Origin of the sequence: Streptomyces sp. NBC_00102 (genome assembly GCF_026343115.1) — a bacterium.
Lineage (GTDB): Bacteria > Actinomycetota > Actinomycetes > Streptomycetales > Streptomycetaceae > Streptomyces.
This window is the reverse complement of record NZ_JAPEMC010000003.1, coordinates 116,470-139,382: the sequence shown is the minus strand read 5'-3', so window position 1 is coordinate 139,382 and position 22,913 is coordinate 116,470. Positions and strand designations below refer to the sequence as shown.

Sequence of the window (22,913 nt, the reverse complement as noted above, 5' to 3'; positions counted from 1 at the left end):
CGCGTCACGCCGTGGGTGTCACGGGCACGACGGACCGGTTCTACGCGTGCGGGAAACGGGAAATGCGAGTTGCTGGGGGAGTGAGCTGAATCGCGGGTCGTGATCCGACAGGTGCGACAGCGAGGAAGAGGAATCTGCACCGGCGTCCCGGCGGGGACGTGCACGAGTGCTTTTTCGGAGAGTACCACGGCGAGTGGCCGGAGGGAACAGGGTTGCCGGTTCTCCGGGGGCGAGGGGCCGTCGAGCGCGGGGTGGGGGAGCCCGGCAAAGACGGGGCTCCGGCAGGGGGGAGTCCGGAAACGCCGGAGCCGGCGCGCGACTTTTACTCCGCGCGCCGGCTCCGGCTGCTGCCCCCGTACGACCGTCGGGGAGCGTCGTGGCAGGCCTTCCGGCCCGCCGTCACCCGCGCCCGGACCCGCCCCGGAACGCCGCGAGGATCTCCTCCGCGGCCAGCGTCGCCGTCAGATCGCCCTCGCGCACCCGCCGTTCGAGCTCCGGCGCCCGCGCCCGTACGTCCGGGTGGGAACGCAGGCTCTCCAGCAACTCGTCCCGGACCATGCTCCAGGTCCAGTCCACCTGTTGCTCGCTCCGCTTCGCCGCCAGGCGCCCCGTCGAGTCCAGCAGCGTGCGGTGCTGCTCCAGGCTCTCCCACACCGCGCCCAGGCCCGTCGCCTCACGGGCGCTGCAGGTGAGGACCGGAGGGGTCCACGCGGCGTCGGCCGGGTGCATCAGCCGCAGGGCGCCGGCCAGTTCGCGTGCGGCCGAGCGGGCCTCGCGTTCGTGCGGGCCGTCCGCCTTGTTCACCGTGATGACGTCCGCCAGTTCCAGGACGCCCTTCTTGATGCCCTGGAGTTGGTCGCCCGTACGCGCCAGGGTGAGCAGCAGGAAGGTGTCGACCATGCGCGCGACCGCGGTCTCCGACTGGCCGACGCCGACCGTCTCCACCAGCACCACGTCGTAACCCGCCGCCTCCATCACCACCATGGACTCGCGGGTCGCCTTCGCCACCCCGCCCAGGGTGCCCGCCGAGGGCGAGGGGCGGACGAACGCGCGCGGGTCCACGGACAGCCGCTCCATCCGGGTCTTGTCGCCCAGGATGGAGCCGCCGGTACGGGTGGACGACGGGTCCACCGCGAGCACCGCGACCCGGTGCCCCAGCCCCGTCAGCAGGGTGCCGAGCGCGTCGATGAAGGTCGACTTGCCGACCCCGGGCACCCCGCTGATCCCGACCCGCCGGGCCCGGCCCGCGTGCGGCAGCAGCCTGCTCAGCAACTCCTGGGCGAGCACCCGGTGGTCGGGGCGGGAGGACTCGACGAGGGTGATCGCGCGCGCGACGAACGCGCGCTTCCCGTCGAGCACTCCCTTGGCGTAACTCTCGATGTCGATCGTCGGTGCCATCGGGTCAGCGGCTCACAGCTCGTGGCCGAGCGCGGCACCGAGCCGCCGCACCAGGTCGTACGCGGCGTCCGGGATGACCGTGCCCGGTGGGAAGACCGAGGCCGCCCCCGCCTCGTGCAGGGCCTCGACGTCCTGCGGCGGGATCACCCCGCCGACGACGATCATGACGTCCTCGCGCCCCTCGGCCGCCAGCTCCTCCCGGAGTGCGGGGACGAGCGTGAGGTGGCCGGCGGCCAGCGACGAGACGCCCACGATGTGCACGTCCGCCTCGACCGCCTGCCGCGCCACCTCGGCGGGCGTCTGGAACAGCGGGCCGACGTCCACGTCGAAGCCCAGGTCGGCGAAGGCCGACGCGATCACCTTCTGGCCGCGGTCGTGGCCGTCCTGGCCCATCTTCGCGACCAGGATGCGCGGGCGGCGGCCCTCCGCCTCCTCGAAGTCGTCGACCAGCTTGCGGGTGCGGTCCACCGACGGGGACTCTCCTGCCTCTTTGCGGTACACCCCGGAGATCGTACGGATCTGCCCGGCGTGCCTTCCGTACACCTTCTCCAGCGCGTCCGAGATCTCGCCCACCGTGGCCATGGCACGCGCCGCGTCCACCGCCAGGGCCAGCAGGTTGCCCTCCAGATCGGCGCCCGGGGCGCGCCCCGCCGCCTCCGTCAGCGCGCGCAGCGCGTCCTGGCAGGCGGTCTCGTCCCGCTCCGCCCGCAGCCGGCGGAGCTTCTCGATCTGCTGGGTGCGCACGGAGGAGTTGTCGACCGAGCGGACGTCGATCTTCTCGTCCGTCTCCACGCGGTACTTGTTGACGCCGATGACGGGCTGGCGGCCCGAGTCGATGCGCGCCTGCGTACGGGCGGCGGCCTCCTCGATCCGGAGCTTCGGGATGCCCGCGTCGATGGCCTTCGCCATGCCGCCGGCCGCCTCCACCTCCTCGATGTGCTGCCAGGCCCGCCGCGCCAGGTCGTACGTCAGCTTCTCCACGTACGCGCTGCCGCCCCACGGGTCGATGACCCGTCCGGTGCCGGACTCCTGCTGGAGGAGCAGCTGGGTGTTGCGGGCGATGCGGGCCGAGAAGTCCGTCGGCAGCGCGAGCGCCTCGTCCAGGGCGTTGGTGTGCAGCGACTGGGTGTGCCCCTGGGTGGCGGCCATCGCCTCCACGCAGGTGCGGGTGACGTTGTTGAACACGTCCTGCGCGGTCAGCGACCAACCAGAGGTCTGGGAATGGGTGCGCAGCGAAAGGGACTTGGGGTTCTTCGGCTCGAACTCCCGGACCAGCTTGGCCCAGAGCAGCCGAGCGGCCCGGAGCTTCGCGATCTCCATGAAGAAGTTCATGCCGATCGCCCAGAAGAACGACAGCCGGGGCGCGAACGCGTCCACGTCCAAACCGGCGTCCCGCCCGGCTCGCAGGTACTCCACCCCGTCCGCGAGGGTGTAGGCCAGCTCCAGGTCGGCCGTGGCCCCGGCCTCCTGGATGTGGTACCCGGAGATGGAGATCGAGTTGTACCGAGGCATCTTCCGCGAGGTGTACGCGAAGATGTCCGAGATGATCCGCATGGAGGGGCCCGGCGGATAGATGTAGGTGTTGCGGACCATGAACTCCTTGAGGATGTCGTTCTGGATGGTTCCGGCCAGCTTCTCGGGCGGTACGCCCTGCTCCTCGGCGGCCACGATGTACAGCGCGAGCACGGGCAGCACCGCGCCGTTCATCGTCATCGACACCGACATCCGGTCCAGCGGAATGCCGTCGAACAACTGGCGCATGTCGAGGATCGAGTCGATCGCCACGCCGGCCATGCCTACGTCACCGGTCACCCGGGGGTGGTCGCTGTCGTACCCCCGGTGCGTGGGCAGGTCGAAGGCGACCGAGAGTCCCTTCTGACCGGCCGCCAGGTTACGCCGGTAGAAGGCGTTGGACTCCTCGGCGGTGGAGAAACCGGCGTACTGACGGATCGTCCACGGCTGGTTGACGTACATCGTCGGGTACGGACCGCGCAGGTACGGGGCGATGCCCGGAAAGGTGTCGAGGAAATCGACGCCCTCCAGATCCGCCTCGGTGTACAGCGGCTTGACCGTGATGCCCTCGGGAGTCTCCCACAGCAGGTCGTCCACCGAACTGCCGGTCGACTCCTTCACCGCGGCCCGCCAGTGGTCGGCGGAGGGCGCCGGGGGAGCCTCCCCGTCCAGCAGCGGGACGGTGGTGAAGTCCGGGATGGGGCCCGCGGCGACGCCACCGGTCCCGGCGGCTTCGGGGGTCTCGGGGTTCTGCATCACGCAACTCCCAGTCGGTCGAGTTCGAAGGAGAGCACGGCGACGGCGTCGCAGCCGGCGAAGACGTACGCGTCGACTCCGGCCACCTCGGCGGGGCGGCCGGCGAGCAGTACCCGGTCCGCTCCGGCGGCCACGAGCGCAGCGGCCACGTCGGCCGCCTCCTGCTCGTACACCGCGTCGGACGAGCAGAGGCAGGCGGTGGACGCGCCGGACGCGGTGAAGGCGTCCGCGACCGTCGCGGCGTCCACGGTGACCGGGCGGTGGACCGTCTCGATGCCGCCGGCCTGGAAGAGGTTCGCGGCGAAGGAGGCCCGCGCGGTGTGCGCCGAGGCGGGCCCGAGGGCCGCCAGGAAGACCTCCGGACGGGCCCCGGTGGCCGCCAGGTGGGCGTCGGAGCGGCTCCGCAGTGCTTCGAAGGCCTCGTCACGGCGGACCTTCGGCAGGCCGCCGGACGGCGCCGCGGGCGCCGCTTCGCGTTCCACCGGCGGTTCGGCCAGGTGCGGGAACTCGCTGACGCCCGTCACCGGCTCCTTGCGGCGCGCCAGGTCCCGCGAGCGCTTCTCCCAGGTCGCGGCGAGCCGCTCGGCGACCAGACCCGAGGCGGTGGCCGCCTCCTGGCCGCCCGCCCGCTCGATCTCCTGGAAGAACGCCCAGGCGGCGACGGCCAGTTCCTCGGTGAGGCGCTCCACGTACCAGGAGCCGCCCGCCGGGTCGACGACCCGGGCCAGGTGCGACTCCTCCATCAGGATGGTCGAGGTGTTCCGGGCGATCCGCCGGGCGAAGGCGTCCGGCAGGCCCAGGGCCTCGTCGAAGGGGAGGACCGTCACCGCGTCCGCGCCGCCCACCCCGGCACCCAGGCAGGCCAGCGTGGTGCGGAGCATGTTCACCCAGGGGTCACGCCGCGTCATCATCACCGACGAGGTCACCGCGTGCTGCCGCTGGGCACCCGCGCCGGGCGCCCCGCAGGCCCGCGCGACCCGCGCCCACAGCCGGCGCGCGGCCCGCAGCTTGGCGATCGTCAGGAACTGGTCGGCGGTCGCCGCGTACCGGAACTCAAGCTGCGAGCAGGCCGTCTCGACGGACATCCCGGCGGCGGTCAGCGCCCGCAGGTACGCCACCCCCGTGGCGAGCGAGAGGCCCAGCTCCTGGGCCACGCCGCCACCGGCCTCGTGGTACGGCAGAGCGTCCACGCTCAGCGCCCGCAGCCCCGGGTACTCCCCGGCGCACCGGCCGGCCCACTCGACGGCGGTGCTCAGGTCGGGCGCGGCCCCCGTGCGGGCGGCCCCGCCCAGCGGATCGATACCGAGGCTGCCGCGCACGGCCTCAGGGGCGACGCCCCGGTCCGCGTACAGCCGCACCAGCTCCGCCAGCGCCGCGCCGGAGTCGTCCCCGGCGTCGAGGGCCAGCGGGGCGAGGTCGAGCAGTACGCCCTCCAGCGCCCGGTCCAGGCCCAGGACCGGTACGCCGCCGTGCCCGCCGACGCCGAGCCAGAGCGAGGTGACGCCGTTCTCCAGATCGGCGAGCAGGGCCTCGTTGAGCCGGACCGGGTCGGTCAGCGCGTGGCGCTGCCGCACGTCCCAGCCGCCCGCCGCGTTGCCGGCGGGTCCGCCACCCCGGGTGAAGGGCGCGAAACCGGGCAGCCCGGCCGGGGGCGCGTCGCTGCGGGAGGTGTACAGGGGGCGGGTGGTGAGCCCGTCCTCCAACGTCGTGGACAGGGCTTCCAGCGCGGCCTCACCCGTGACGTCCTTGCCCGACTTGCGCAGCACACCCTCGACGAGGGTCTGCCACTGCTCCGGGGAAGCGTCAGCGAACTCGGCGGCCAGGGGGAGCCCGTCAGCAGGCAGGACCGTCATGCCCAGATGCTAGGACAGTTGGGCGGGGGACCAGCAGAGGGAGCCGCTGTGACCTATCCCTCTCCGATGCGCGTCCGGGCGAACACGCAGCGTGTTGCGGCCGAGGCCGGGGTGTCGGCGCCTGGTCAGGGACGACTGGGGGCCGTAAGGGGGTGACAGGGACGCCGGTAGGTGGTCCCTCTTCCGGCCCACGCAACCGCTTGCCGCGTCGCGGAGCGAGCCGCGTCCGGTCCACGGGGGGCGGCGGGCCCGGTGCGGTTGGACCGGACCGGATGGGGAGGCACGCACGGGCTGCCCCGGACGGGGAGCGCGCCGGCGCCGAAGCGGCGGTGTGCTCCGGCGTTTTCCGTTGTCGAATCGCCTCTGACATGCGACGTTGATACGTAAATGCGTAAAACGTCGGGAAAGAGGCAGTTCATCGTGCAGACCGCCCGGGCCGTCCCGGCCACCACCGTCGTCAATCTGCGGGATCTGGGCGGCATCGCCCTGGGCCACGACCAGCGGGTGCGGCAGGGAATCCTCCTGCGTTCGGGCCAGCTGAGCGAACTCGACCCGGAGCACGACATGGCGGTCGCCGCGCTCGGTGTCCGCACGGTCGTGGACCTGCGTACCGCCGACGAACGCCACTGGGCACCGGACCGGCTGCCGCCGAGAGCCAGGCTCTTCGTGGCCGACGTGCTGGGCGGCAACCCGGGCGTCGCCCCCGCCCGGCTCAGGGCCCTGCTGGCCGATCCGGCCGCCGCCGAGGAGACGCTGGGCGGCGGGAGGGCGGAGGAGGTGTTCGCGCAGACGTACCGCCAGATGGTGCTCTCCCCGGGGGCCGCGGCCGCCTACCGCGCCTTCCTGGAGACCGCGGCGGACGCGTCGGCCCGGCCGGTGCTCTTCCACTGCACGGCGGGAAAGGACCGGACGGGGTGGGCCACCGCGGTCCTGCTGATGATCCTGGGGGCGCCCCGGGAGACCGTCCGGGCCGAGTTCCTCGCGGTCAACCCCGCCGTACGCCTCGCCTTCGCTCCCTCGGTACGGCGCTTCCTCGACGCGGGCGGCGACCCGGCCATCGCCTCGGCCGTCATCGAGGCGCGGCCCCGCTACCTCGATGTCGCCCTGGACGCGATGGAGGAGCGGTGGGGCGGGCTCGACGGCTACGTGCGCAGTGGGCTGCGACTGCCGGACCCGGTGGTGGAGCGGCTGCGTGAGGAGCTGACCGTCCCCGTCGGCGTACCGGTGTAGGCGCGCGGGGCCGTCTCCGCGAGGGGAACGCTTGAGCGGCCGGGAGGCGCGGACGGTATGTCCGTGTGCCTCCCGGCCGCTCGTGGTCGCACTGCGTGGTCCCGGCGCCGTGCTCCGGCGCCGGGACCACGCAGTGGGCCGGGGCGGTTCAGACCGCCAGGAGCCGGTCGGTGAGGTCGCGGTAGTGCTGGAGCACGATCCGCAGCTGCTCCGTCCGCTCGCCGTTGCGGCCGTCCGCACCGTCCGGGCCCTCCTCGGCGCGCAGCGCGGTGCTCCGCTCGGCGAGCGCCTTGACCAGGTTCTCCGTGACGGCGTCGAGGGTGGCGCCGGCCTCCCGGACGGCGCGCTGCGGGTCCTCCACGAAGTCGCTGACCGCGTGCCGCATCCGCCCTTCCAACTCGTCGTGGTCCGTCCCGGCGAGCAGGGCCCGGTCGTGGTCCACACCCTTCGCGGCGGACGCGGAAGTACCGGTGGTCCCGCGGCGCGTTCCGGCATCGTCCGCCCGGGTCCGGTCCGCACCCGCGTTCGCGCCGAGGGGCCCGGTGCGGTCCGCGTCGGCCGTACCCGAACGGTCCGGGCGGCTCGTCCCGAAGTCCCGGTCGGAGCGGGGGGCGAGGCTCTCGTCGGCGGTCGCGGTGGAGTTCTGCACCGGCCGCTCCGCCTCCGCGTCCTTCTCCGGGGCCGTCTTCTCCGGAGCCGCCTTCACTCCGGCGGGGGAGCCGGCGCCGGGCGTCCTGGGAGCGTGCGAGGGCCTGGGGCCCGCGGCACTCTCCGGGGCGGGTGTGGCCCCGGTCCGCTCGGAAGCCTCGGAGCGGACGGCCGCCGGGCGTGTGGAGTCGTCCGTGCTGTCCGTCCTGGTGGTCCCGTCCGGGCGGCGGGCGTCCGCCGCCCCGTCGAACCGCTCATCGTTCGTGGAAGATCCGTACGTCATGACGTCACACTTCCCTTCGTGTGGTGTTGCTTCCGCATGTCCGTGTGGTCGTCCCGCTCGACCCGTTCGGCGATCCGGTCCCCGAGCAGCGCGTCGAAGAGCGCGCGGGCCTCGACGAGGTCCTGACGCAACTCCTCCGTGCTACCCGAACCGTCGCGCGCCGCGTGCACCCGGCGGTAGGCGTCGACGTGCGCGCCGTGGTGGACCGACAGCGCCTCCGCGCGGTCCTCGACGCTGCCCGCCTCCGGGAAACCGCGCTCGCGGGAGAGCTCGTCGAGGAGGTCGCCGGCCTCGGCGACCGCGTCCCCGGGAGCGTCGACGAACCGCTCCTGCGCCCGGGTCCAGCGCGCGGTGTACCGCTCCCGCGCCTGGGCCGACAGCGGCTGCGCGCGGATCGAACCGTGTCGCTTCACCCGCTCCCCGAGCTCCTGCTCGGCGAGCTTGGTGTCGCCCTGGTGGTGGGCGAGCACCCGGTCGTACTCGGGTCCGAAGCGGCGCTTCAGCCCGGCGCCACCGGTCGTCCGTCCGCGCAGAAGGAGCCAGCCGGCGATCGCCGCGAGGACGAGGACACCGATGATGATCAGTACGGTCGTCATGATCGCGTCTCCCGCCGTTCGCTGTCCGGTACGCAGTTCTCTCGCACGGTCGTCAACTCCCTCCGATCCGGGCTCCGGCCGGTTGATCCGGCCGAGCGGGGTGCGTGAAGTCGTGTACCCCCGACCGGCAGTTCGAGACAGCGTTGTTCGAGCGGCGGCTCTGGGTATCGTGGAAGTGACCTGGCCGGACGGAAGAACGAGGTGTGGCGTGACCGAACGGAAGCCCCCCGGCGTCAGCTTCGACTCGTGGGTGGACCGGCAGATCCACGAAGCCGAACAGCGCGGGGACTTCGCCTCCCTGCCCGGCTTCGGCAAGCCGCTCCCCGGACTGGGACGCGCCTACGACGAGGACTGGTGGATCAAGGAGAAGATGCAGCGCGAAGGGCTCTCCGTCCTGCCGCCCGCCCTCGCCCTGCGCAAGGAGGCGGAGGACGTCCGCCGCAAGATCGCCGATGCGGTCTCCGAACGCCGGGTGCGGGAACTGCTCGACGCGATCAACGAGAAGATCGACGAGGCCGTGCGGATGCCTCCGCCCGGCCCGCCGCTCAACCTCGGGCGCTTCGACGTCGAGAAGACGGTCGGGGAATGGCGCGCGGCGCGGGCCGGACACGCCGACTGACCACCGCTCCCACCCGGCCGGCGTGCTTCCCGGATGCCCTGCCACCCGGAGCGGACGGTGTCCCGCGCCCGTGCGTCGAGGCCGTCCGCCCCGTCGGGGCCGAGGTCCCACTCCGGGTCCGGCCCGTCGGCGCCGCTGCCGCCACGACCTCGTCGTCATGGACCCGGTACGGGCCGTCCGTCCCGTACGGCCCCTGAGCGACAATGGCCCCATGGACGCGCGAAGCACCGACCCCGGTGCGGTACTCATCAGGCGGGCCGTCGCCAAGGACGCCAAGCAGCTGACCCGCCTGGTCAGGACCTCGCGGGCGTACGAGGGCCACTGGGCGCCCATGGTCGAGGGGTACCGCGTCGGGCCCGACTACATCGAGGCCCACAGAGTCTTCGTCGCGGTCGCCGGAACCGGAAACGGGGCCGGCACCGGGGCCGATGCCGGAACCGGGGCAGGCACCCCGGTGCTGGGCTTCTACTCCCTCGTACTCGACACGAACGGCCCGGACGGCCCGGACGGCCCGAACGGCCCGAACGGCACGGGCGAGCCCCGCGGCTCCGCCGCCACCGGCGAGCTGGACCTCATGTTCGTCGCCGACGCCGCCCAGGAACGCGGGATCGGCCGCCTGCTCATCGCCCACCTGCGGAAGGAGGCCGCCCGGGCCGGCCTCGACGCCGTCCGGGTCGTCTCCCATCCCCCCGCCGAGGGCTTCTACCGCCGCGTCGGCGCCGAACGCACCGGCACCGTTCCCGCCACCCCGCCGTACGTCATGTGGGACCGGCCCGAACTGACGCTCCCCATCGCCTGAGCGCCGCCCGCTACAAGGGCGGCAGCTCTCCGGGCGTTGCCGCCCCGCCGGACCGAGCACCCCGCCCCGGACGCTCCGGGACGGCGGTCCCGCGGATTCACGGCGACGGGTGCGGGGAAGGCGTAGGACCCGGCCGGTGGCACACCGCCCCGGCCGGGCACCGCCGACGAGGGGAGAACTTCCGTGACGCTCGCACGGGACGACGGACGACAGGAGAGCGCCGAGGAACGGGCGGACCGGCGCTGGACGGACCTGCTCCAGGAACTGAGGGTCGCGCAGACGGGCGTACAGATCCTGTTCGGCTTCCTGCTCGCCGTCGTGTTCCAGCCCAGGTTCGCCGAACTGGGTACCACCGACCGGAACATCTACGTCGTCACGGTGATACTGGGCTCCTCGACCGCCGCGGCCCTCATCGGCCCGGTCTCCTACCACCGGCTGCTCACCGGACGCCGGCTGAAGCCCCAGACCGTCACCTGGGCGTCGCGGCTCACCGTCCTCGGCCTCGGCCTGCTCTTCTGCACCATGTGCAGCGCGCTGCTGCTCATCCTGCGGGTGGCGCTCCACAACCAACTGGCGCTCTGGCTCGTCGGCGGCATGGCGGCGTGGTTCGCCGTCTGCTGGTTCGTCTTCCCGCTGTGGGCGATCGCCCGTGACCACGGACAGGGCACCACCGGCCCGGCCCAGGGGACTTCCGGTCGGACCCCGCGAGCCCGGCACGATCCCAACGAGAAGCCCTGGTCCTGAGCCGGCGGCGGGCCGGGCATCCAGCCGCCGGACCGGCCTCAGACCGAGACCGCCACCGGGCTGCTGGCCTCCGTGACGCCGAAGACCGCGCCGTCGGGGTCGCGCACCACGGCCTCCCTGCCGCCCCGGACCTCGTTGCGGGCGATGACCGTCCCGCCGGAGCGGAGCACGGCCTCCGCGGTGCCGTCCACGTCCTCCACCAGGAACTGCACCTGCCAGTGGGGGCGCATGACCGGATCGGGGGAGGCCTCGACCGCCCCCGAACTGATCCGCGCCAGCGGGCGCTCCTCGCAGCGCACGATGACCTCCTCCTCTTCGTAGGAGACCTCGCAACTGCCGGGCCGCCCGCTGGCCCAGTCGAGTACCTCGCCGTAGAAGATCGCCGCGTCGAAGGCGTTCCGGGTGCGCAGCCGCAGCCAGGCGTACGAGCGGTCGGCGGACGTGGAGCGCTTGGCGGCGGGCGTGAGCCGTTCCCAGAGCCCGAACACGGCTCCGTCCCGGTCGGACGCCAGGACCCCGCGCCCCTTGCCGAGAGTCAGCGGCCCCACCGCCACCGTCCCGCTGCGCTCGCGCACCCGCCCGGCCGCGACGTCGGCGTCCTCCACGGCGAAGTAGGGCAGCCAGGCGACAGCGGTCTGGTAGGCGGACGAGACGCCTCCGAGGCCGGCCAGCGGTACCCCGTCGCGACGGGCGACGGAGAACTCGGGGCCGAGCTTGCTGGGGTGGAAGGTCCAGCCCAGGGCGAGGCCGTAGAAGTGCTGCGCGGCTTCCAGGTCCCGGGTCAGCAGGTTGACCCAGCAGGGCGCCGTCGCGCCGGTGAGCGGCACGGCGCCGGGGGTCGTACGGGGATCGCTTCCGGTCATCTTCACACTGCCTTCGTCCGGTCGGGCGGGCCCGTCTGCCGACTGCCGCGGGGCCAGAACCAGCGTCGGCCGACGGGACCGGTCCCGCAACACGCGACCGGCGGACTCAGACCCCGCCGGTGGGCGGTGCGTTGGTGATGTCGAGGAAGACATGGTCCGCCTGGGGCCACGTACGGCTCATCGTCCGCCTGATGCGGACCGAGACCCGCTCGACCTCCTCGCTGTCGATCCCGGGCGAGAGGTCGACCCGGGCGGCGACCAGGACCGAGTCGAGCCCCAGCCGCATGGTGAGGAGGGACTCGACATTGTCGATCTCCGCCTGACGGCCGAGGAAGTCCCCGATGGCCTCGCGCAGCTCCGGATCGGCGGCTTCGCCGATCAGCTGGTCGCGGGCGTCCCGGCCGAGCCGGAAGGCCACGTACACGAGCAGCACTCCGATGGCGAGGGAGGCCGACGCCTCCCAGACGACGTTCCCGGTGACCAGGTGCAGCGCCATGCCGGCCATGGCCAGCACGACCCCGATCACGGCGGTGGCGTCCTCCGCGACCACCGTGCGCAGCGCCGGGTCCTTCGCGCCGCCCTCCTCGTGTCGCACCTGGTGCAGGGCTCGTACGAGCGAGGTGCCCTCGGCCACCAGCGCCACACCGAGGACGGCCAGGCCGACCGCGTAACCGGAGGAGCCCGACTCCTCCTCGTGACTGCGCAGCGCCTCGAAACCCTGGAAGAAGGAGAAGCAGCCGCCCATGACGAAGATCCCCACCGCGGCGAGCAGGGACCAGAAATACCGTTCCTTGCCGTAGCCGAACGGGTGACGCGCGTCGGCCGGGCGGCGGCTGCGCCGCAGGGCCGCGAGGAGGAAGACCTCGTTCACGCTGTCCGCCACCGAATGTGCCGCCTCCGACAGCAGGGCCGGCGAGCCCGACAGCAGCCCGCCCACGGTCTTGGCCGAGGCGATGACCAGATTCGCCGCGAGGGCGACGAGCACGGTGATCCGGGTCCGCCGGTCGGCGGACTTCCCGTTCACCTCGCCCGTCGCCCCCGCGTCGGGTGCGTCCGGTGGGGCGGCGGAGGACCGGCGCCCGGTGGCTATGCCCTCAGTCACGGGGCCGGTCGCTCTCCGGCGGAGTGCTGCCGGTGCCGCGCTCCCCGAGCTCGTACGGGGACAGCGCGGTGCCGTCTTCGGGGAACCGGTCCTCGCCGTGCACGTTCTCCTGCTGGATGTGCGAGCGATGGGCGGGCGGGATGGGCTGTTCGTCGGCGCGCGGGGGCGGCAGTTCCTTGTCGCGGCGGCGCATGCCGAACCAGAAGGCGCCGATGAGCAGGGCCACGACAGCGACCGCGGCGATGATGAGGCCGGTCCCCAGCGCTCCCGATACGGCGAGCGTCGTGGATGCGGCGGCCTGGGCTCCGTTGGATACGTCCATGCATGCCGGATACCCCGGATGCGGTGCGTCAGACAGCCATTCAATCGAATTCATGTTTTGTAGCTATATGGCCGGATAAGTGGTTTGTATGGTGAAAATTGGCTACACGATGATGACCGAGCAGACCGGCCCCCGGGAGCTCGTGGCGGACGTCGTCGCCGCCGAACGCGCGGGCTTCGACTTCTCGGTCACCTCCGACCACTACTTCCCCTGGCTGTCCGAACAGGGGCACGCTCCGTACGCCTGGACCGTGCTCGGCGCCGCCGCCCAGGCCACCTCCACCATCCCGCTCATGACGTACGTGACCTGCCCGACCGTCCGCTACCACCCGGCCGTCGTCGCGCAGAAGGCGGCGACGCTCCAGATCCTCTCCGAGGGCCGCTTCCGGCTCGGGCTCGGATCGGGCGAGAACCTCAACGAACACGTCACCGGCGCCGGGTGGCCGCGCGCCAGGGTCCGGCTCGACATGCTGGAGGAGGCGGCCAGGATCATCGGTGCCCTCTTCGACGGCGGCGTGGTGAACCATGCCGGTACCCACTTCCAGGTGGAGAACGCCCGGCTGTGGGACCTCCCGGAGACTCGGGTGCCGATCGGGATCGCCGTCTCCGGACCGAAATCCTGCGCGATCGCCGGCGAACTGGCGGACCTCGTCGTCGCCACCGAGCCCAAGGCGGAACTCCTCGACGCCTTCGCCCGCCACGGAGGCGCCGGCAAACCCTCGGTCGGCCAGCTCCCCGTCTGCTACGACCCCGACCGCGGTGCCGCCGTGGCCCGCGCGCACGAGCAGTTCCGCTGGTCGGTGGGCGGCTGGAAGGTCAACTCCGAGCTGCCGGGGCCCGACGGATTCGACCAGGCCACCACGTACGTACGACCCGAGGACGTCGCCGACGCGATCCCCTGCGGGAGCGACGTGGACGAGTTCACCGAAGCGGTACTCGCCTACCGCGACGCGGGCTTCACGGAGATCGCGCTCATCCAGGTCGGCGGGGCGCACCAGCAGCCCTTCATCGCCTGGGCGGAGAAGACGCTGCTGCCCGCGCTGCGCGCACTGTGAGCCTGCCCGCGCGTGATCTCCACGCGTACGCGGGTTCTTCCCGGGCAGGACCCGGGGCAGCCACTCGGCCGACTGCCGTACCCGTGTCGCCGACTTCCCGCCGCGGGGCGAGCCTGGGAACGGGCCGGCTCCGCCGCGTCCGGCTCCCGAGAAAGGAACCATGGTGAACACCAGCGACAAGACCGCTTCCGAGCATCAGGAGAACTACGACGTCCTGGTCTCGCTGAGCGAGTGCACGACCGACGACGCGAGCACCGTGTTCGAGGTGCTCCGCCGCTCCTTCACGTCCGACAGGGCCGCAGCCGACGCGCCCACCGACGCGAACGCGCCCCGCCCGACCATCTGGTCCGCGACCGTCGACGTCTCCACGAAGAAGGAGTCCGCCGGACCCGCCTCCCTCGCCGGGCCGGTCACCCTCGATGCCCAGGGAGGCTACTGGGCAGTCGACCGGCTCAAGGGGCACCTCGGGGAGGTGTTCTCGGTGGAGGACATCGGCACCGCGGCGGGGGACCAGGAAGAGGAAGTCAGGATGCGGCTCACCAGCCGCTGACACACGCGCCCCGCACCGCCACCGTCCGGTCGGACAACAGAACGGAAGGCACCCGCCCATGGAACCCCACCGGCCGGCCGAGGACCTGGAGACGGTGCTCGGCCCCCCTCCGTGGGAAACGGAGGACACCGGCCTCCCGCACCGTTCCTCCGTCACCCTCCACGTCAACGGCGCGGCCCGGACGGTGTCGCTCGACCACCGCACCACCCTTCTGGACGCGCTGCGCGAACACCTCGGCCTCACCGGGGCCAAGAAGGGCTGCGACCACGGGCAGTGCGGGGCCTGCACCGTCCTGGTCGACGGCCGCCGCGCCAACAGCTGCCTGCTGCCGGCCGTCGCCCAGGACGGTGCCCGTGTCACCACGGTCGAGGGGCTCGCCGAGGACGGCCGGCTCCACCCCGTCCAGGAGGCGTTCGTGGACCGCGACGCCCTTCAGTGCGGCTACTGCACCCCCGGCCAGATCTGCTCCGCCGTCGGCATGCTCGCCGAGGCCGAGGACGGCTTCCCCTCCCACGCCACCCCGCCCGCCGCCCTCGCCGCGCCCGGTCCCGTACGCCTCGGGCCCGACGAGATCCGTGAACGGATGAGCGGCAACCTCTGCCGGTGCGGTGCCTACCCCCACATCGTCGAAGCGATCCAGGACGTGGCCCGATGAAGCCCTTCGGCTACCTGCGACCCGCCTCCGTCACCGAAGCCGTGACCGCGGTGGCGGCACACCCAGGAGCCCGCTTCCTCGGCGGCGGAACCAACCTCGTCGACCTGATGAAACTCGGCGTCGAGACACCGGCCCTCCTCGTCGACGTCACCCGGCTGCCCCTGGACCGCACCGAACCCACCCCCGAGGGCGGGCTGCGCGTCGGGGCGACCGTCCGCAACAGCGATCTCGCCGCGCACCCCCTCGTGACCGAGCGCTACCCGGTCCTCACCCAGGCGCTGCTCGCCGGGGCGTCCGGCCAGCTGCGCAACATCGCCACCACGGGCGGCAACCTCCTCCAGCGCACCCGCTGCCCGTACTTCCAGGACGTGTCCAAACCGTGCAACAAGCGCCTGCCCGGCACCGGTTGCCCCGCACGCGAGGGCGCCCACCGGGACCTCGCCGTCCTCGGCCACTCCGAGAACTGCGTCGCCACCCACCCCTCGGACCTGTCCGCCGCGCTCGCCGCCCTCGACGCCACCGTCGTGCTCCACGGACCGGACGGCGAACGGACCGTACCCGTCACCGGATTCCACCGGCTGCCGGGGGACAACCCCGACCAGGACACGGTGATCCGCCCCGGCGAGCTGATCACCGGGGTGGTCCTGCCCCCGGCGCCCGGGGGCTCGGCGCAGCTCTACCGCAAGGTCCGCGACCGGGCCTCGTACGCCTTCGCGCTCGTCTCGGTGGCCGCCGTCCTCACGGTGCGCGACGGCCGCGTCCGGCACGCCGCCCTCGCCTTCGGCGGTCTCGCCCACCGGCCCTGGCGGGCCACCGCCGCCGAGGCGGTGCTCCGCGACGCACCCGCCACCGCCGAGACCTTCGCGCGTGCCGCCGACGCCGAGCTCGCCGCGGCCCGGCCGCTGCGCGACAACGCCTTCAAGGTAGGCCTCGCCCGCAGGCTGACCGTCGACGTACTCACGGAGCTCACCGGGCGGACCGGTCCCCGTTCCGCCTGAACCCCACCCCACCCCGCCCGAGGATCCGTCATGAGCCACGCCCCCCAGCCGCTCGGTGCACCCGTCGTCCGCCGCGAGGCCCGGGAGAAGGTCACCGGGGCGGCCCGCTACGCGGCGGAGCACACCCCGCCCGGCTGCCTCTACGCCTGGCCCGTCCCCGCCACCGTGCCCAAGGGGCGGGTCACCGCCGTCCGGACGGCCGACGCGCTCGCCCTCCCGGGCGTGCACACCGTGCTCACCCACGACAACGCGCCCCGCCTCCACACCCCCGAGGACCCGGCCCTCGCGGTGCTCCAGGACGATCGGGTCCCGCACCGCGGCTGGTACGTCGCTCTGGTGGTGGCCGACAGCCTCGAAGCGGCCCGGGCCGGAGCCGACGCCGTCGTCACCGAGTACGCGCGCGAACCGCACGACGTCGTCCTCACCGACGAACACCCCGGGCTGTACACCCCCGAGAAGGCCAACGGCGGCTTCCCGGCCGTCCGAGAGCGCGGCGACTTCGCGCGGGCCTGGGCGGACGCGGAGAACCGGATCGACACGACGTACCGGATCGGTCCCCTGCACAACCACCCGATGGAACCGCACGCCACCACCGCCCGGTGGGAGGACGGCAGGCTGACCGTCCACGACTCCAGCCAGGGCTCCAGCACGGTCCGCGACACCCTGGCCGCCGTCTTCGGGATCGAGGCGGACCGGGTGACCGCGATCTCCGAGCACGTCGGCGGCGGCTTCGGCTCGAAGGGCACCCCGCGCCCCCAGGTGGTGCTCGCCGCGATGGCCGCGCTGCACACCGGCCGGCCCGTGAAGCTCGCGCTGCCCAGGAAGCAGCTGCCCGCCGTCGTCGGCCATCGCGCGCCCACCGTGCACCGCGTCAGGATCGGCGCCGACGACGACGGCGTGATCACCGCCCTGAGCCACGAGGTCGCCACCCACACCTCCACCGTCAAGGAGTTCGTGGAGCAGGCCGCCGTACCGGCCCGGATCATGTACGCCTCCCCGCACAGCCGTACGACCCACCGCGTGGTGGCTCTCGACGTCCCGAGCCCCTCGTGGATGCGCGCCCCCGGGGAGGCGCCCGGGATGTACGCCCTCGAGTCCGCCATGGACGAACTCGCCTGCGCGCTCGGTATCGACCCCGTCGAACTGCGGGTGCGCAACGAACCCGCCACCGAGCCCGACTCCGGCAAACCGTTCAGCAGCCGCGGCCTGGTCGCCTGCCTGCGCGAGGGCGCCGAACGCTTCGGCTGGCAGGACCGCGACCGCCGCCCCGCCTCCCGGCAGGACGGCCGCTGGCTGATCGGTACGGGCGTGGCCGCGGCGACGTACCCCGTACTCGTCGCGCCCTCCACGGCCACCGCGCACGCCGCCGCCGACGGGAGCTACCTCGTCGAGGTGAACGCCACCGACATCGGGACCGGCGCCCGCACCGTCCTCGCCCAGATCGCGGCCTCCGCGCTCTCCACCGACGCCGACCGGGTGCGGGTCGCCCTCGGCGACAGCGACCTGCCCACCGCCTCGCTCGCCGGCGGCTCCTCCGGCACCGCCTCCTGGGGGTGGGCCGTGCACAAGGCCGCCGCCCACCTCGCCGCCCGGCTCGCCGCGCACTCCGGGCCGCTGCCCGCCGAGGGCATCACGGTGTCCGCCGACACCCGGGAGGAGACCGGCGCGGAGTCCCCGTACTCCCGGCACGCCTTCGGCGCCCACTTCGCCGAGACAGCCGTCGACCAGCTCACCGGCGAGATCCGTGTGCGCCGGCTGCTCGGCGTCTACGCCGCCGGACGCATCCTCAACTCCCGTACCGCGCGCTCCCAGTTCATCGGCGGCATGGTCATGGGCATCGGGATGGCGCTCACCGAGGGCAGCACCCTGGACCCGGTGTACGGCGACTTCACCGAGAGCGACCTCGCCGCCTACCACGTACCGGCCCACGCCGACGTGCCGGACGTCGAGGCGCACTGGATCGACGAGGACGACCCCCACCTCAACCCCATGGGCAGCAAGGGCATCGGCGAGATCGGCATCGTCGGCACCGCCGCCGCCATCGGCAACGCCGTGCGGCACGCCACCGGGGCACGGCTGACCGAACTCCCGCTCACCCCGGACAAGATCCTGCCCTACCTGCCGTAGACCGTCTCCACCAGCGGCGATGGGCCAACTGTTGCGCACCCGGACGAGTGGCGTCACCCTGAGGAGTGACACAGAAGTGATGACCGCTCACGCTTCGTGCTCAGGGGCCGTCGGACCACGACGGACACGCACGTGGGCCTCGCGGTGAGGAGCCCCGACGATGACCGTTCCACTCGACCGGCACTATCTGGTCGAACTGCAGGTGTCGGCAGAGCGCGTATCCCAGCTGAGGCGCATCGTCGCCGCGCACCTGCGCCACTGGAGTCTCGAACTCCACGTCCGCCCGGTCTGCCGGGCGCTGGAGGAACTGCTGACCAATGTCCACCGGCACGTCGGCGGCGACAACGAGTGCGTCATCGAACTCCGCTGGACCGGCCGCCATCTGACGGTGGCCGTGGCCGACAACGGCGAGGGGATGCCGAGGCTGCTGGCCACCGGCGGCGGACTGAGCCGGGTCATGGCGCTCAGCGACAGCTGGGGCACCTGCCGGACGGACGACGGCAAAGTCGTCTGGTTCACCCGGTACGCCGAGGTGCCCCGCCCGACCGGCCTGCTGCCCCGCACGCCCCTGGACAGAACCCCCGAGGCCCGGCCGCTGCCCGCCGCCGCCCTGGACCGTGTCTGACCCCTTCGCCCCCCCGCCCGGCCGATCCGGATCGCGTGCCCCCGGCGCGCATGATCCGCGTCGGCCGGGTAGGTGCTGCTTGGGTGCGTTGTCACATTGCCGTCGTCCGGCCGGAGGCCGCCCGGCAGACGGCAGCGTGACGACACACCCCAGGGGGCCCGCGTTGCGCCGGGAGCGAAGGCGCGGGACGGTCGAAGAACCCAGGCAAGGAGGCCACTGCCATGCCCATCGCGACGGTGAACCCCGCGAACGGTGAGACGCTGAAAACGTACGAGGCGATCGGCGCGGCGGAGATCGAGCGACGGATCGCCACCGCGTACGACACCTTCCGCACCTACCGCACCACGGGTTTCGGCGAGCGGGCCGCCCTGCTGGAGAAGGCCGCCGGCCTGCTGGACGCGGACCAGGACGCCATCGCCCGCACGATGACCCTGGAAATGGGCAAGCCGCTCGCGGCGGCCCGTGCCGAGGCCGCCAAATGCGCCAAGGCCATGCGCTGGTACGCGGCCAACGCCGAACGCCTCCTCGCCGACGAGCAGCCCTCCGAGAAGGACGTCAAGGACTCCGGAGCCACCCGCGCCCGGGTCCACTACCGGCCGCTCGGCGTCGTTCTCGCCGTGATGCCGTGGAACTTCCCGCTCTGGCAGGTGGTCCGCTTCGCGGCGCCCGCACTGATGGCGGGCAACGTCGGGCTCCTCAAACACGCCTCGAACGTCCCGCAGACCGCCCTCTACCTGGGCGACCTGTTCCACCGGGCCGGCTTCCCGGCCGGGGCGTTCCAGACGCTCCTGATCGGCTCCCGCGACGTCGAGGCGGTCCTGCGCGACGACCGGGTCGTCGCCGCCACCCTCACCGGCAGCGAGCCCGCCGGCCGCGCCGTCGCCGCGACCGCCGGCGACACGGTGAAGAAAACAGTCCTCGAACTCGGCGGCAGCGACCCCTACCTCGTCCTGCCCTCCGCCGACGTCGAACGCGCCGCGAGGACCGCCGTCACCGCCCGGGTCCAGAACAACGGCCAGTCCTGCATCGCCGCCAAGCGGTTCATCGTCCACACCGACGTGTACGACGCCTTCGCCGCCCGCTTCACCGCCGCCATGGACGCCCTCACCGTCGGCGACCCGCTCCAGGAGTCCACCGACGTCGGCCCGCTCTCCACCGAACAGGGCCGCACCGACCTGGAGGAACTCGTCGACGACGCCCTCGGCAAGGGAGCCGAGGCCCTCTGCGGCGGGGGACGGCCGAAGGGACTCGGCGCCGGACTGGACCACGGCTGGTTCTACGCGCCCACCGTCCTGGCCGGCATCACCCCGCAGATGCGGATCCACCGCGAGGAGACCTTCGGCCCGGTCGCCACCCTCTACCGGGTCTCCGGACTCGAAGAGGCCCTGGAGCTCGCCAACGACACGCCCTTCGGCCTCAGTTCCAACGTCTGGACCCGGGACCCGGACGAGATGGAGCGTTGCGTCCGCGACCTGGAGGCCGGCGGCGTCTTCTTCAACGGCATGACCGCCTCCCACCCCGCCCTGCCCTTCGGCGGAGTGAAGCGCTCCGGCTACGGCAGGGAACTCGCCGGCCATGGCATCCGCGAGTTCTGCAACGCGACCACCGTCTGGTACGGCCCCACGGGGGACGACGGCGGGGCGTGATCCGGCCCGTGCGCCGCACCCTTTCCGCGGCACCGACGCCCGGCGCCGCGTCCACCCACCAGGAGGAGACCGACTCGTGACCAGCACCGCCGGGCAGCCGGCACCCTCTGCGCCCACGCCCGGTACCACCGTGCTCGACGACGACGAACTCGCCGCCCTCGACGCCCACTGGCGGGCCGCCAACTACCTCGCGGCGGGACAGATCTACCTCATGGCGAACCCGCTGCTGGAGCAGCCCCTCGCCCGCGAACACATCAAACCGAGGCTGCTCGGCCACTGGGGCACCTCACCCGGGCTCAACCTCGTCCACACCCACCTCAACCGGGTGATCAAGGCGCGGAACCGGCCGGCGCTCTGCGTCTGGGGACCCGGGCACGGCGGCCCCGCCGTCCTCGCCAACTCCTGGCTGGAGGGCAGCTACTCGGAGACGTACCCCGACATCGGCCGGGACGCCGAAGGCATGGGGGCGCTCTTCAAGCAGTTCTCCTTCCCCGGCGGAGTGCCGAGCCACGTGGCGCCCGAGACACCCGGTTCCATCCACGAGGGCGGCGAGCTGGGCTACGCCCTCGCCCATGCCTACGGTGCCGCCTTCGACCACCCCGACCTGCTCGTCGCCTGCGTCGTCGGCGACGGAGAAGCCGAGACCGGACCGCTCGCGGCCTCCTGGCACTCCAACAAGTTCCTCGACCCGGTGCACGACGGAGCGGTCCTGCCGATCCTCCACCTCAACGGCTACAAGATCGCCAACCCGACGGTACTGGCCCGCATCCCCGAGGACGAACTCGACCAGCTGCTGCGCGGATACGGCCACGACCCGATCCACGTCAGCGGCGACGACCCCGAGGACGTCCACCGCGCACTGGCCGCCGCGCTGGACGCGGCGGTGGACCGGATCGGCGAGATCCAGCGCGCCGCCCGGGGCGGCCGGGCCACCGAGCGCCCCCGCTGGCCGATGATCGTCCTGCGTACGCCCAAGGGGTGGACCGGGCCCGCAGAGGTCGACGGGCTGCCCGTCGAAGGAACCTGGCGCGCCCACCAGGTCCCGCTCTCCGCGGTCCGCGACAACCCCGACCACCTGCGGCAACTGGAGGCGTGGCTGCGCTCCTACCGGCCCGAAGAACTCTTCGACGACGCCGGCCGCCCCACCGCCCAGGTGCTCGCGACGGTCCCCGAGGGCGACCTCCGGCTCGGCGCGACCCCGTACGCCAACGGCGGACTGCTGCTGCGCGACCTCCCGGTACCCCCGCTGGACGACCACGCCGTCAGTGTCGACAAGCCCGGCGCCTCGTCCCACGAACCCACCCGGGTGCTCGGCCGGCTCCTCGAAGACGTCATGGCGGCGACCTCCGAGCGCCGCGACTTCCGGCTCGTCGGCCCGGACGAGACCGCGTCCAACCGGCTCGACGCCGTTTACGGCGCCACCGGCAAGGGCTGGCAGGGGAAGATCCTTCCGACCGACGAACACCTCGCCCGCGACGGGCGGGTCATGGAGATCCTCTCCGAACACCTCTGCCAGGGCTGGCTGGAGGGCTATCTGCTCACCGGCCGCCACGGGCTCTTCTCCAGCTACGAGGCGTTCGCCCACATCGTCGACTCGATGGTCAACCAGCACATCAAGTGGCTGCGCACCTCGCGCCGGCTGCCCTGGCGCCGCCCCGTCGCCTCCCTCAACTACCTGCTCAGCTCGCACGTGTGGCGCCAGGACCACAACGGCTTCTCCCACCAGGACCCCGGGTTCGTCGACCACATCCTCAACAAGAGCCCCGAGGTCGTGCGCGTCTACCTGCCGCCGGACACCAACACCCTGCTCTCGACCGCCGACCACGTGCTGCGCAGCCGCGACTACGTCAACGTGGTCGTCTGCGGGAAGCAGCCGACCTTCGACTGGCTGACCATGGACCAGGCCCGCGTCCACTGCGCACGCGGCGCCGGGGTGTGGGAATTCGCGGGCACCGAGGACGGCAGCGGCGAACCCGACGTGGTGCTCGCCTGCGCGGGAGACGTCCCCACCCTGGAGACCATGGCCGCCGCCGACCTGCTCCGGCGCCACCTGCCCGACCTCTCGGTACGCGTGGTGAACGTCGTAGACATGACCCGGCTGCTGCCGCACGGCGAACACCCGCACGGCATGCCCGACTCCGAGTACGACGCGCTCTTCACCCGGGACAAGCCGGTCATCTTCGCCTACCACGGCTATCCGTGGCTCATTCACCGCCTCGCCTACCGACGGGCCGGCCACGCCAACCTCCACGTACGCGGCTACAAGGAGGAGGGCACGACCACCACCCCCTTCGACATGGTGGTCCGCAACGACCTGGACCGGTACCGGCTCGTCATGGACGTCGTCGACCGGGTGCCCGGACTCGGCGTACGCGCCGTCGCCGTACGCCAGGCCATGGCCGACGCGCGGACCCGCCACCACGCCTACATCCGCGAGTTCGGCGAGGACATGCCGGAGGTGGCCGACTGGACCTGGACCGGCTGACCCGGCGGGTGCTCTAGCGGGCAGCCCCGCGCGGGGCTGCCCGGAGCC

20 protein-coding genes are annotated in these 22,913 nt (G+C 72.9%); 12 read left to right on the top strand and 8 right to left on the bottom strand.

What is annotated here, in order from left to right; all coding sequences use genetic code 11:
* Nucleotides 1-399: 399 nt before the first annotated feature.
* Genes meaB through OHA55_RS31210 form a run of 3 tightly spaced genes read right to left on the bottom strand, consistent with a single transcriptional unit; the run spans nucleotide 400 to nucleotide 5,519 of the window.
* Nucleotides 400-1,398 carry a methylmalonyl Co-A mutase-associated GTPase MeaB gene (meaB, locus tag OHA55_RS31220; RefSeq protein ID WP_266712831.1) on the bottom strand — a complete coding sequence of 333 codons (999 nt, stop codon included), beginning with the start codon at nucleotides 1,396-1,398 and terminating at the stop codon, nucleotides 400-402.
* Nucleotides 1,399-1,410: 12 nt separating this feature from the next.
* Nucleotides 1,411-3,666: a methylmalonyl-CoA mutase gene (gene scpA, locus OHA55_RS31215; protein WP_266712829.1), complete on the bottom strand. Its 2,256-nt coding sequence runs from the start codon at nucleotides 3,664-3,666 to the stop codon at nucleotides 1,411-1,413.
* The gene (locus OHA55_RS31210; protein ID WP_266712827.1) at nucleotides 3,666-5,519 is read right to left on the bottom strand and encodes a methylmalonyl-CoA mutase family protein; all 1,854 of its coding nucleotides are present in this window, start codon (nucleotides 5,517-5,519) and stop codon (nucleotides 3,666-3,668) included. The genes scpA and OHA55_RS31210 overlap by 1 nt, the downstream gene beginning before the upstream one ends.
* Before the next feature lie 420 nt (nucleotides 5,520-5,939).
* On the opposite strand from OHA55_RS31210, the gene OHA55_RS31205 reads away from it, so the two are divergent.
* The gene (locus OHA55_RS31205) at nucleotides 5,940-6,749 is read left to right on the top strand and encodes a tyrosine-protein phosphatase (protein WP_266712825.1); all 810 of its coding nucleotides are present in this window, start codon (nucleotides 5,940-5,942) and stop codon (nucleotides 6,747-6,749) included.
* 148 nt (nucleotides 6,750-6,897) lie between these two features.
* Here the strand turns inward: OHA55_RS31205 and OHA55_RS31200 are convergent, their stop codons facing one another.
* Complete coding sequence (locus OHA55_RS31200) at nucleotides 6,898-7,680, bottom strand: hypothetical protein (protein ID WP_266712823.1); 783 nt, start codon at nucleotides 7,678-7,680, stop codon at nucleotides 6,898-6,900.
* Nucleotides 7,677-8,276, bottom strand: coding sequence for a hypothetical protein (locus OHA55_RS31195; protein WP_266712821.1), 600 nt, complete (start codon nucleotides 8,274-8,276; stop codon nucleotides 7,677-7,679). Before OHA55_RS31195 ends, OHA55_RS31200 begins: the two co-directional genes overlap by 4 nt.
* 208 nt (nucleotides 8,277-8,484) lie before the next feature.
* Here OHA55_RS31195 and OHA55_RS31190 point away from each other — a divergent pair, with 208 nt between their 5' ends.
* The 3 genes from OHA55_RS31190 to OHA55_RS31180 all read left to right on the top strand — a co-directional run bounded on the left by OHA55_RS31190 (nucleotide 8,485) and on the right by OHA55_RS31180 (nucleotide 10,438).
* Nucleotides 8,485-8,895, top strand: coding sequence for a DUF1992 domain-containing protein (locus OHA55_RS31190; protein ID WP_266712819.1), 411 nt, complete (start codon nucleotides 8,485-8,487; stop codon nucleotides 8,893-8,895).
* Between the two features lie 211 nt (nucleotides 8,896-9,106).
* Nucleotides 9,107-9,694, top strand: a complete 588-nt coding sequence (locus OHA55_RS31185) for a GNAT family N-acetyltransferase (RefSeq protein WP_266712817.1) — start codon at nucleotides 9,107-9,109, stop codon at nucleotides 9,692-9,694.
* A gap of 183 nt (nucleotides 9,695-9,877) precedes the next feature.
* Nucleotides 9,878-10,438: a DUF6328 family protein gene (locus OHA55_RS31180; RefSeq protein ID WP_266712815.1), complete on the top strand. Its 561-nt coding sequence runs from the start codon at nucleotides 9,878-9,880 to the stop codon at nucleotides 10,436-10,438.
* A 38-nt stretch (nucleotides 10,439-10,476) separates the two neighbouring features.
* On the opposite strand, the gene OHA55_RS31175 is transcribed toward OHA55_RS31180, so the two are convergent.
* The 3 genes from OHA55_RS31175 to OHA55_RS31165 all read right to left on the bottom strand — a co-directional run bounded on the left by OHA55_RS31175 (nucleotide 10,477) and on the right by OHA55_RS31165 (nucleotide 12,725).
* Nucleotides 10,477-11,301 carry a VOC family protein gene (locus OHA55_RS31175; protein WP_266712813.1) on the bottom strand — a complete coding sequence of 275 codons (825 nt, stop codon included), beginning with the start codon at nucleotides 11,299-11,301 and terminating at the stop codon, nucleotides 10,477-10,479.
* 106 nt (nucleotides 11,302-11,407) lie between these two features.
* Nucleotides 11,408-12,325, bottom strand: a complete 918-nt coding sequence (locus OHA55_RS31170; RefSeq protein WP_266713548.1) for a cation diffusion facilitator family transporter — start codon at nucleotides 12,323-12,325, stop codon at nucleotides 11,408-11,410.
* A 70-nt stretch (nucleotides 12,326-12,395) separates the two neighbouring features.
* Nucleotides 12,396-12,725 carry a DUF6479 family protein gene (locus OHA55_RS31165; protein WP_266712811.1) on the bottom strand — a complete coding sequence of 110 codons (330 nt, stop codon included), beginning with the start codon at nucleotides 12,723-12,725 and terminating at the stop codon, nucleotides 12,396-12,398.
* An 88-nt stretch (nucleotides 12,726-12,813) separates the two neighbouring features.
* On the opposite strand from OHA55_RS31165, the gene OHA55_RS31160 reads away from it, so the two are divergent.
* The 8 genes from OHA55_RS31160 to OHA55_RS31125 all read left to right on the top strand — a co-directional run bounded on the left by OHA55_RS31160 (nucleotide 12,814) and on the right by OHA55_RS31125 (nucleotide 22,865).
* Complete coding sequence (locus OHA55_RS31160) at nucleotides 12,814-13,779, top strand: LLM class F420-dependent oxidoreductase (protein ID WP_266712809.1); 966 nt, start codon at nucleotides 12,814-12,816, stop codon at nucleotides 13,777-13,779.
* Between the two features lie 160 nt (nucleotides 13,780-13,939).
* Nucleotides 13,940-14,329, top strand: coding sequence for a hypothetical protein (locus tag OHA55_RS31155; protein WP_266712807.1), 390 nt, complete (start codon nucleotides 13,940-13,942; stop codon nucleotides 14,327-14,329).
* A gap of 58 nt (nucleotides 14,330-14,387) precedes the next feature.
* On the top strand, nucleotides 14,388-14,984 hold the full coding sequence (locus OHA55_RS31150; protein ID WP_266712805.1) for a (2Fe-2S)-binding protein: 597 nt from the start codon (nucleotides 14,388-14,390) through the stop codon (nucleotides 14,982-14,984).
* On the top strand, nucleotides 14,981-15,982 hold the full coding sequence (locus OHA55_RS31145; protein ID WP_266712803.1) for a xanthine dehydrogenase family protein subunit M: 1,002 nt from the start codon (nucleotides 14,981-14,983) through the stop codon (nucleotides 15,980-15,982). Before OHA55_RS31150 ends, OHA55_RS31145 begins: the two co-directional genes overlap by 4 nt.
* Before the next feature lie 30 nt (nucleotides 15,983-16,012).
* On the top strand, nucleotides 16,013-18,109 hold the full coding sequence (locus OHA55_RS31140) for a xanthine dehydrogenase family protein molybdopterin-binding subunit (protein ID WP_266712801.1): 2,097 nt from the start codon (nucleotides 16,013-16,015) through the stop codon (nucleotides 18,107-18,109).
* Between the two features lie 160 nt (nucleotides 18,110-18,269).
* The gene (locus OHA55_RS31135) at nucleotides 18,270-18,734 is read left to right on the top strand and encodes an ATP-binding protein (RefSeq protein WP_266712799.1); all 465 of its coding nucleotides are present in this window, start codon (nucleotides 18,270-18,272) and stop codon (nucleotides 18,732-18,734) included.
* Between the two features lie 221 nt (nucleotides 18,735-18,955).
* The gene (locus OHA55_RS31130) at nucleotides 18,956-20,380 is read left to right on the top strand and encodes an NADP-dependent succinic semialdehyde dehydrogenase (RefSeq protein WP_266712797.1); all 1,425 of its coding nucleotides are present in this window, start codon (nucleotides 18,956-18,958) and stop codon (nucleotides 20,378-20,380) included.
* Between the two features lie 76 nt (nucleotides 20,381-20,456).
* A complete protein-coding gene (locus OHA55_RS31125) occupies nucleotides 20,457-22,865 on the top strand; it encodes a phosphoketolase (protein ID WP_266712795.1) in 2,409 nt (802 codons plus the stop codon).
* Nucleotides 22,866-22,913: the final 48 nt, after the last annotated feature.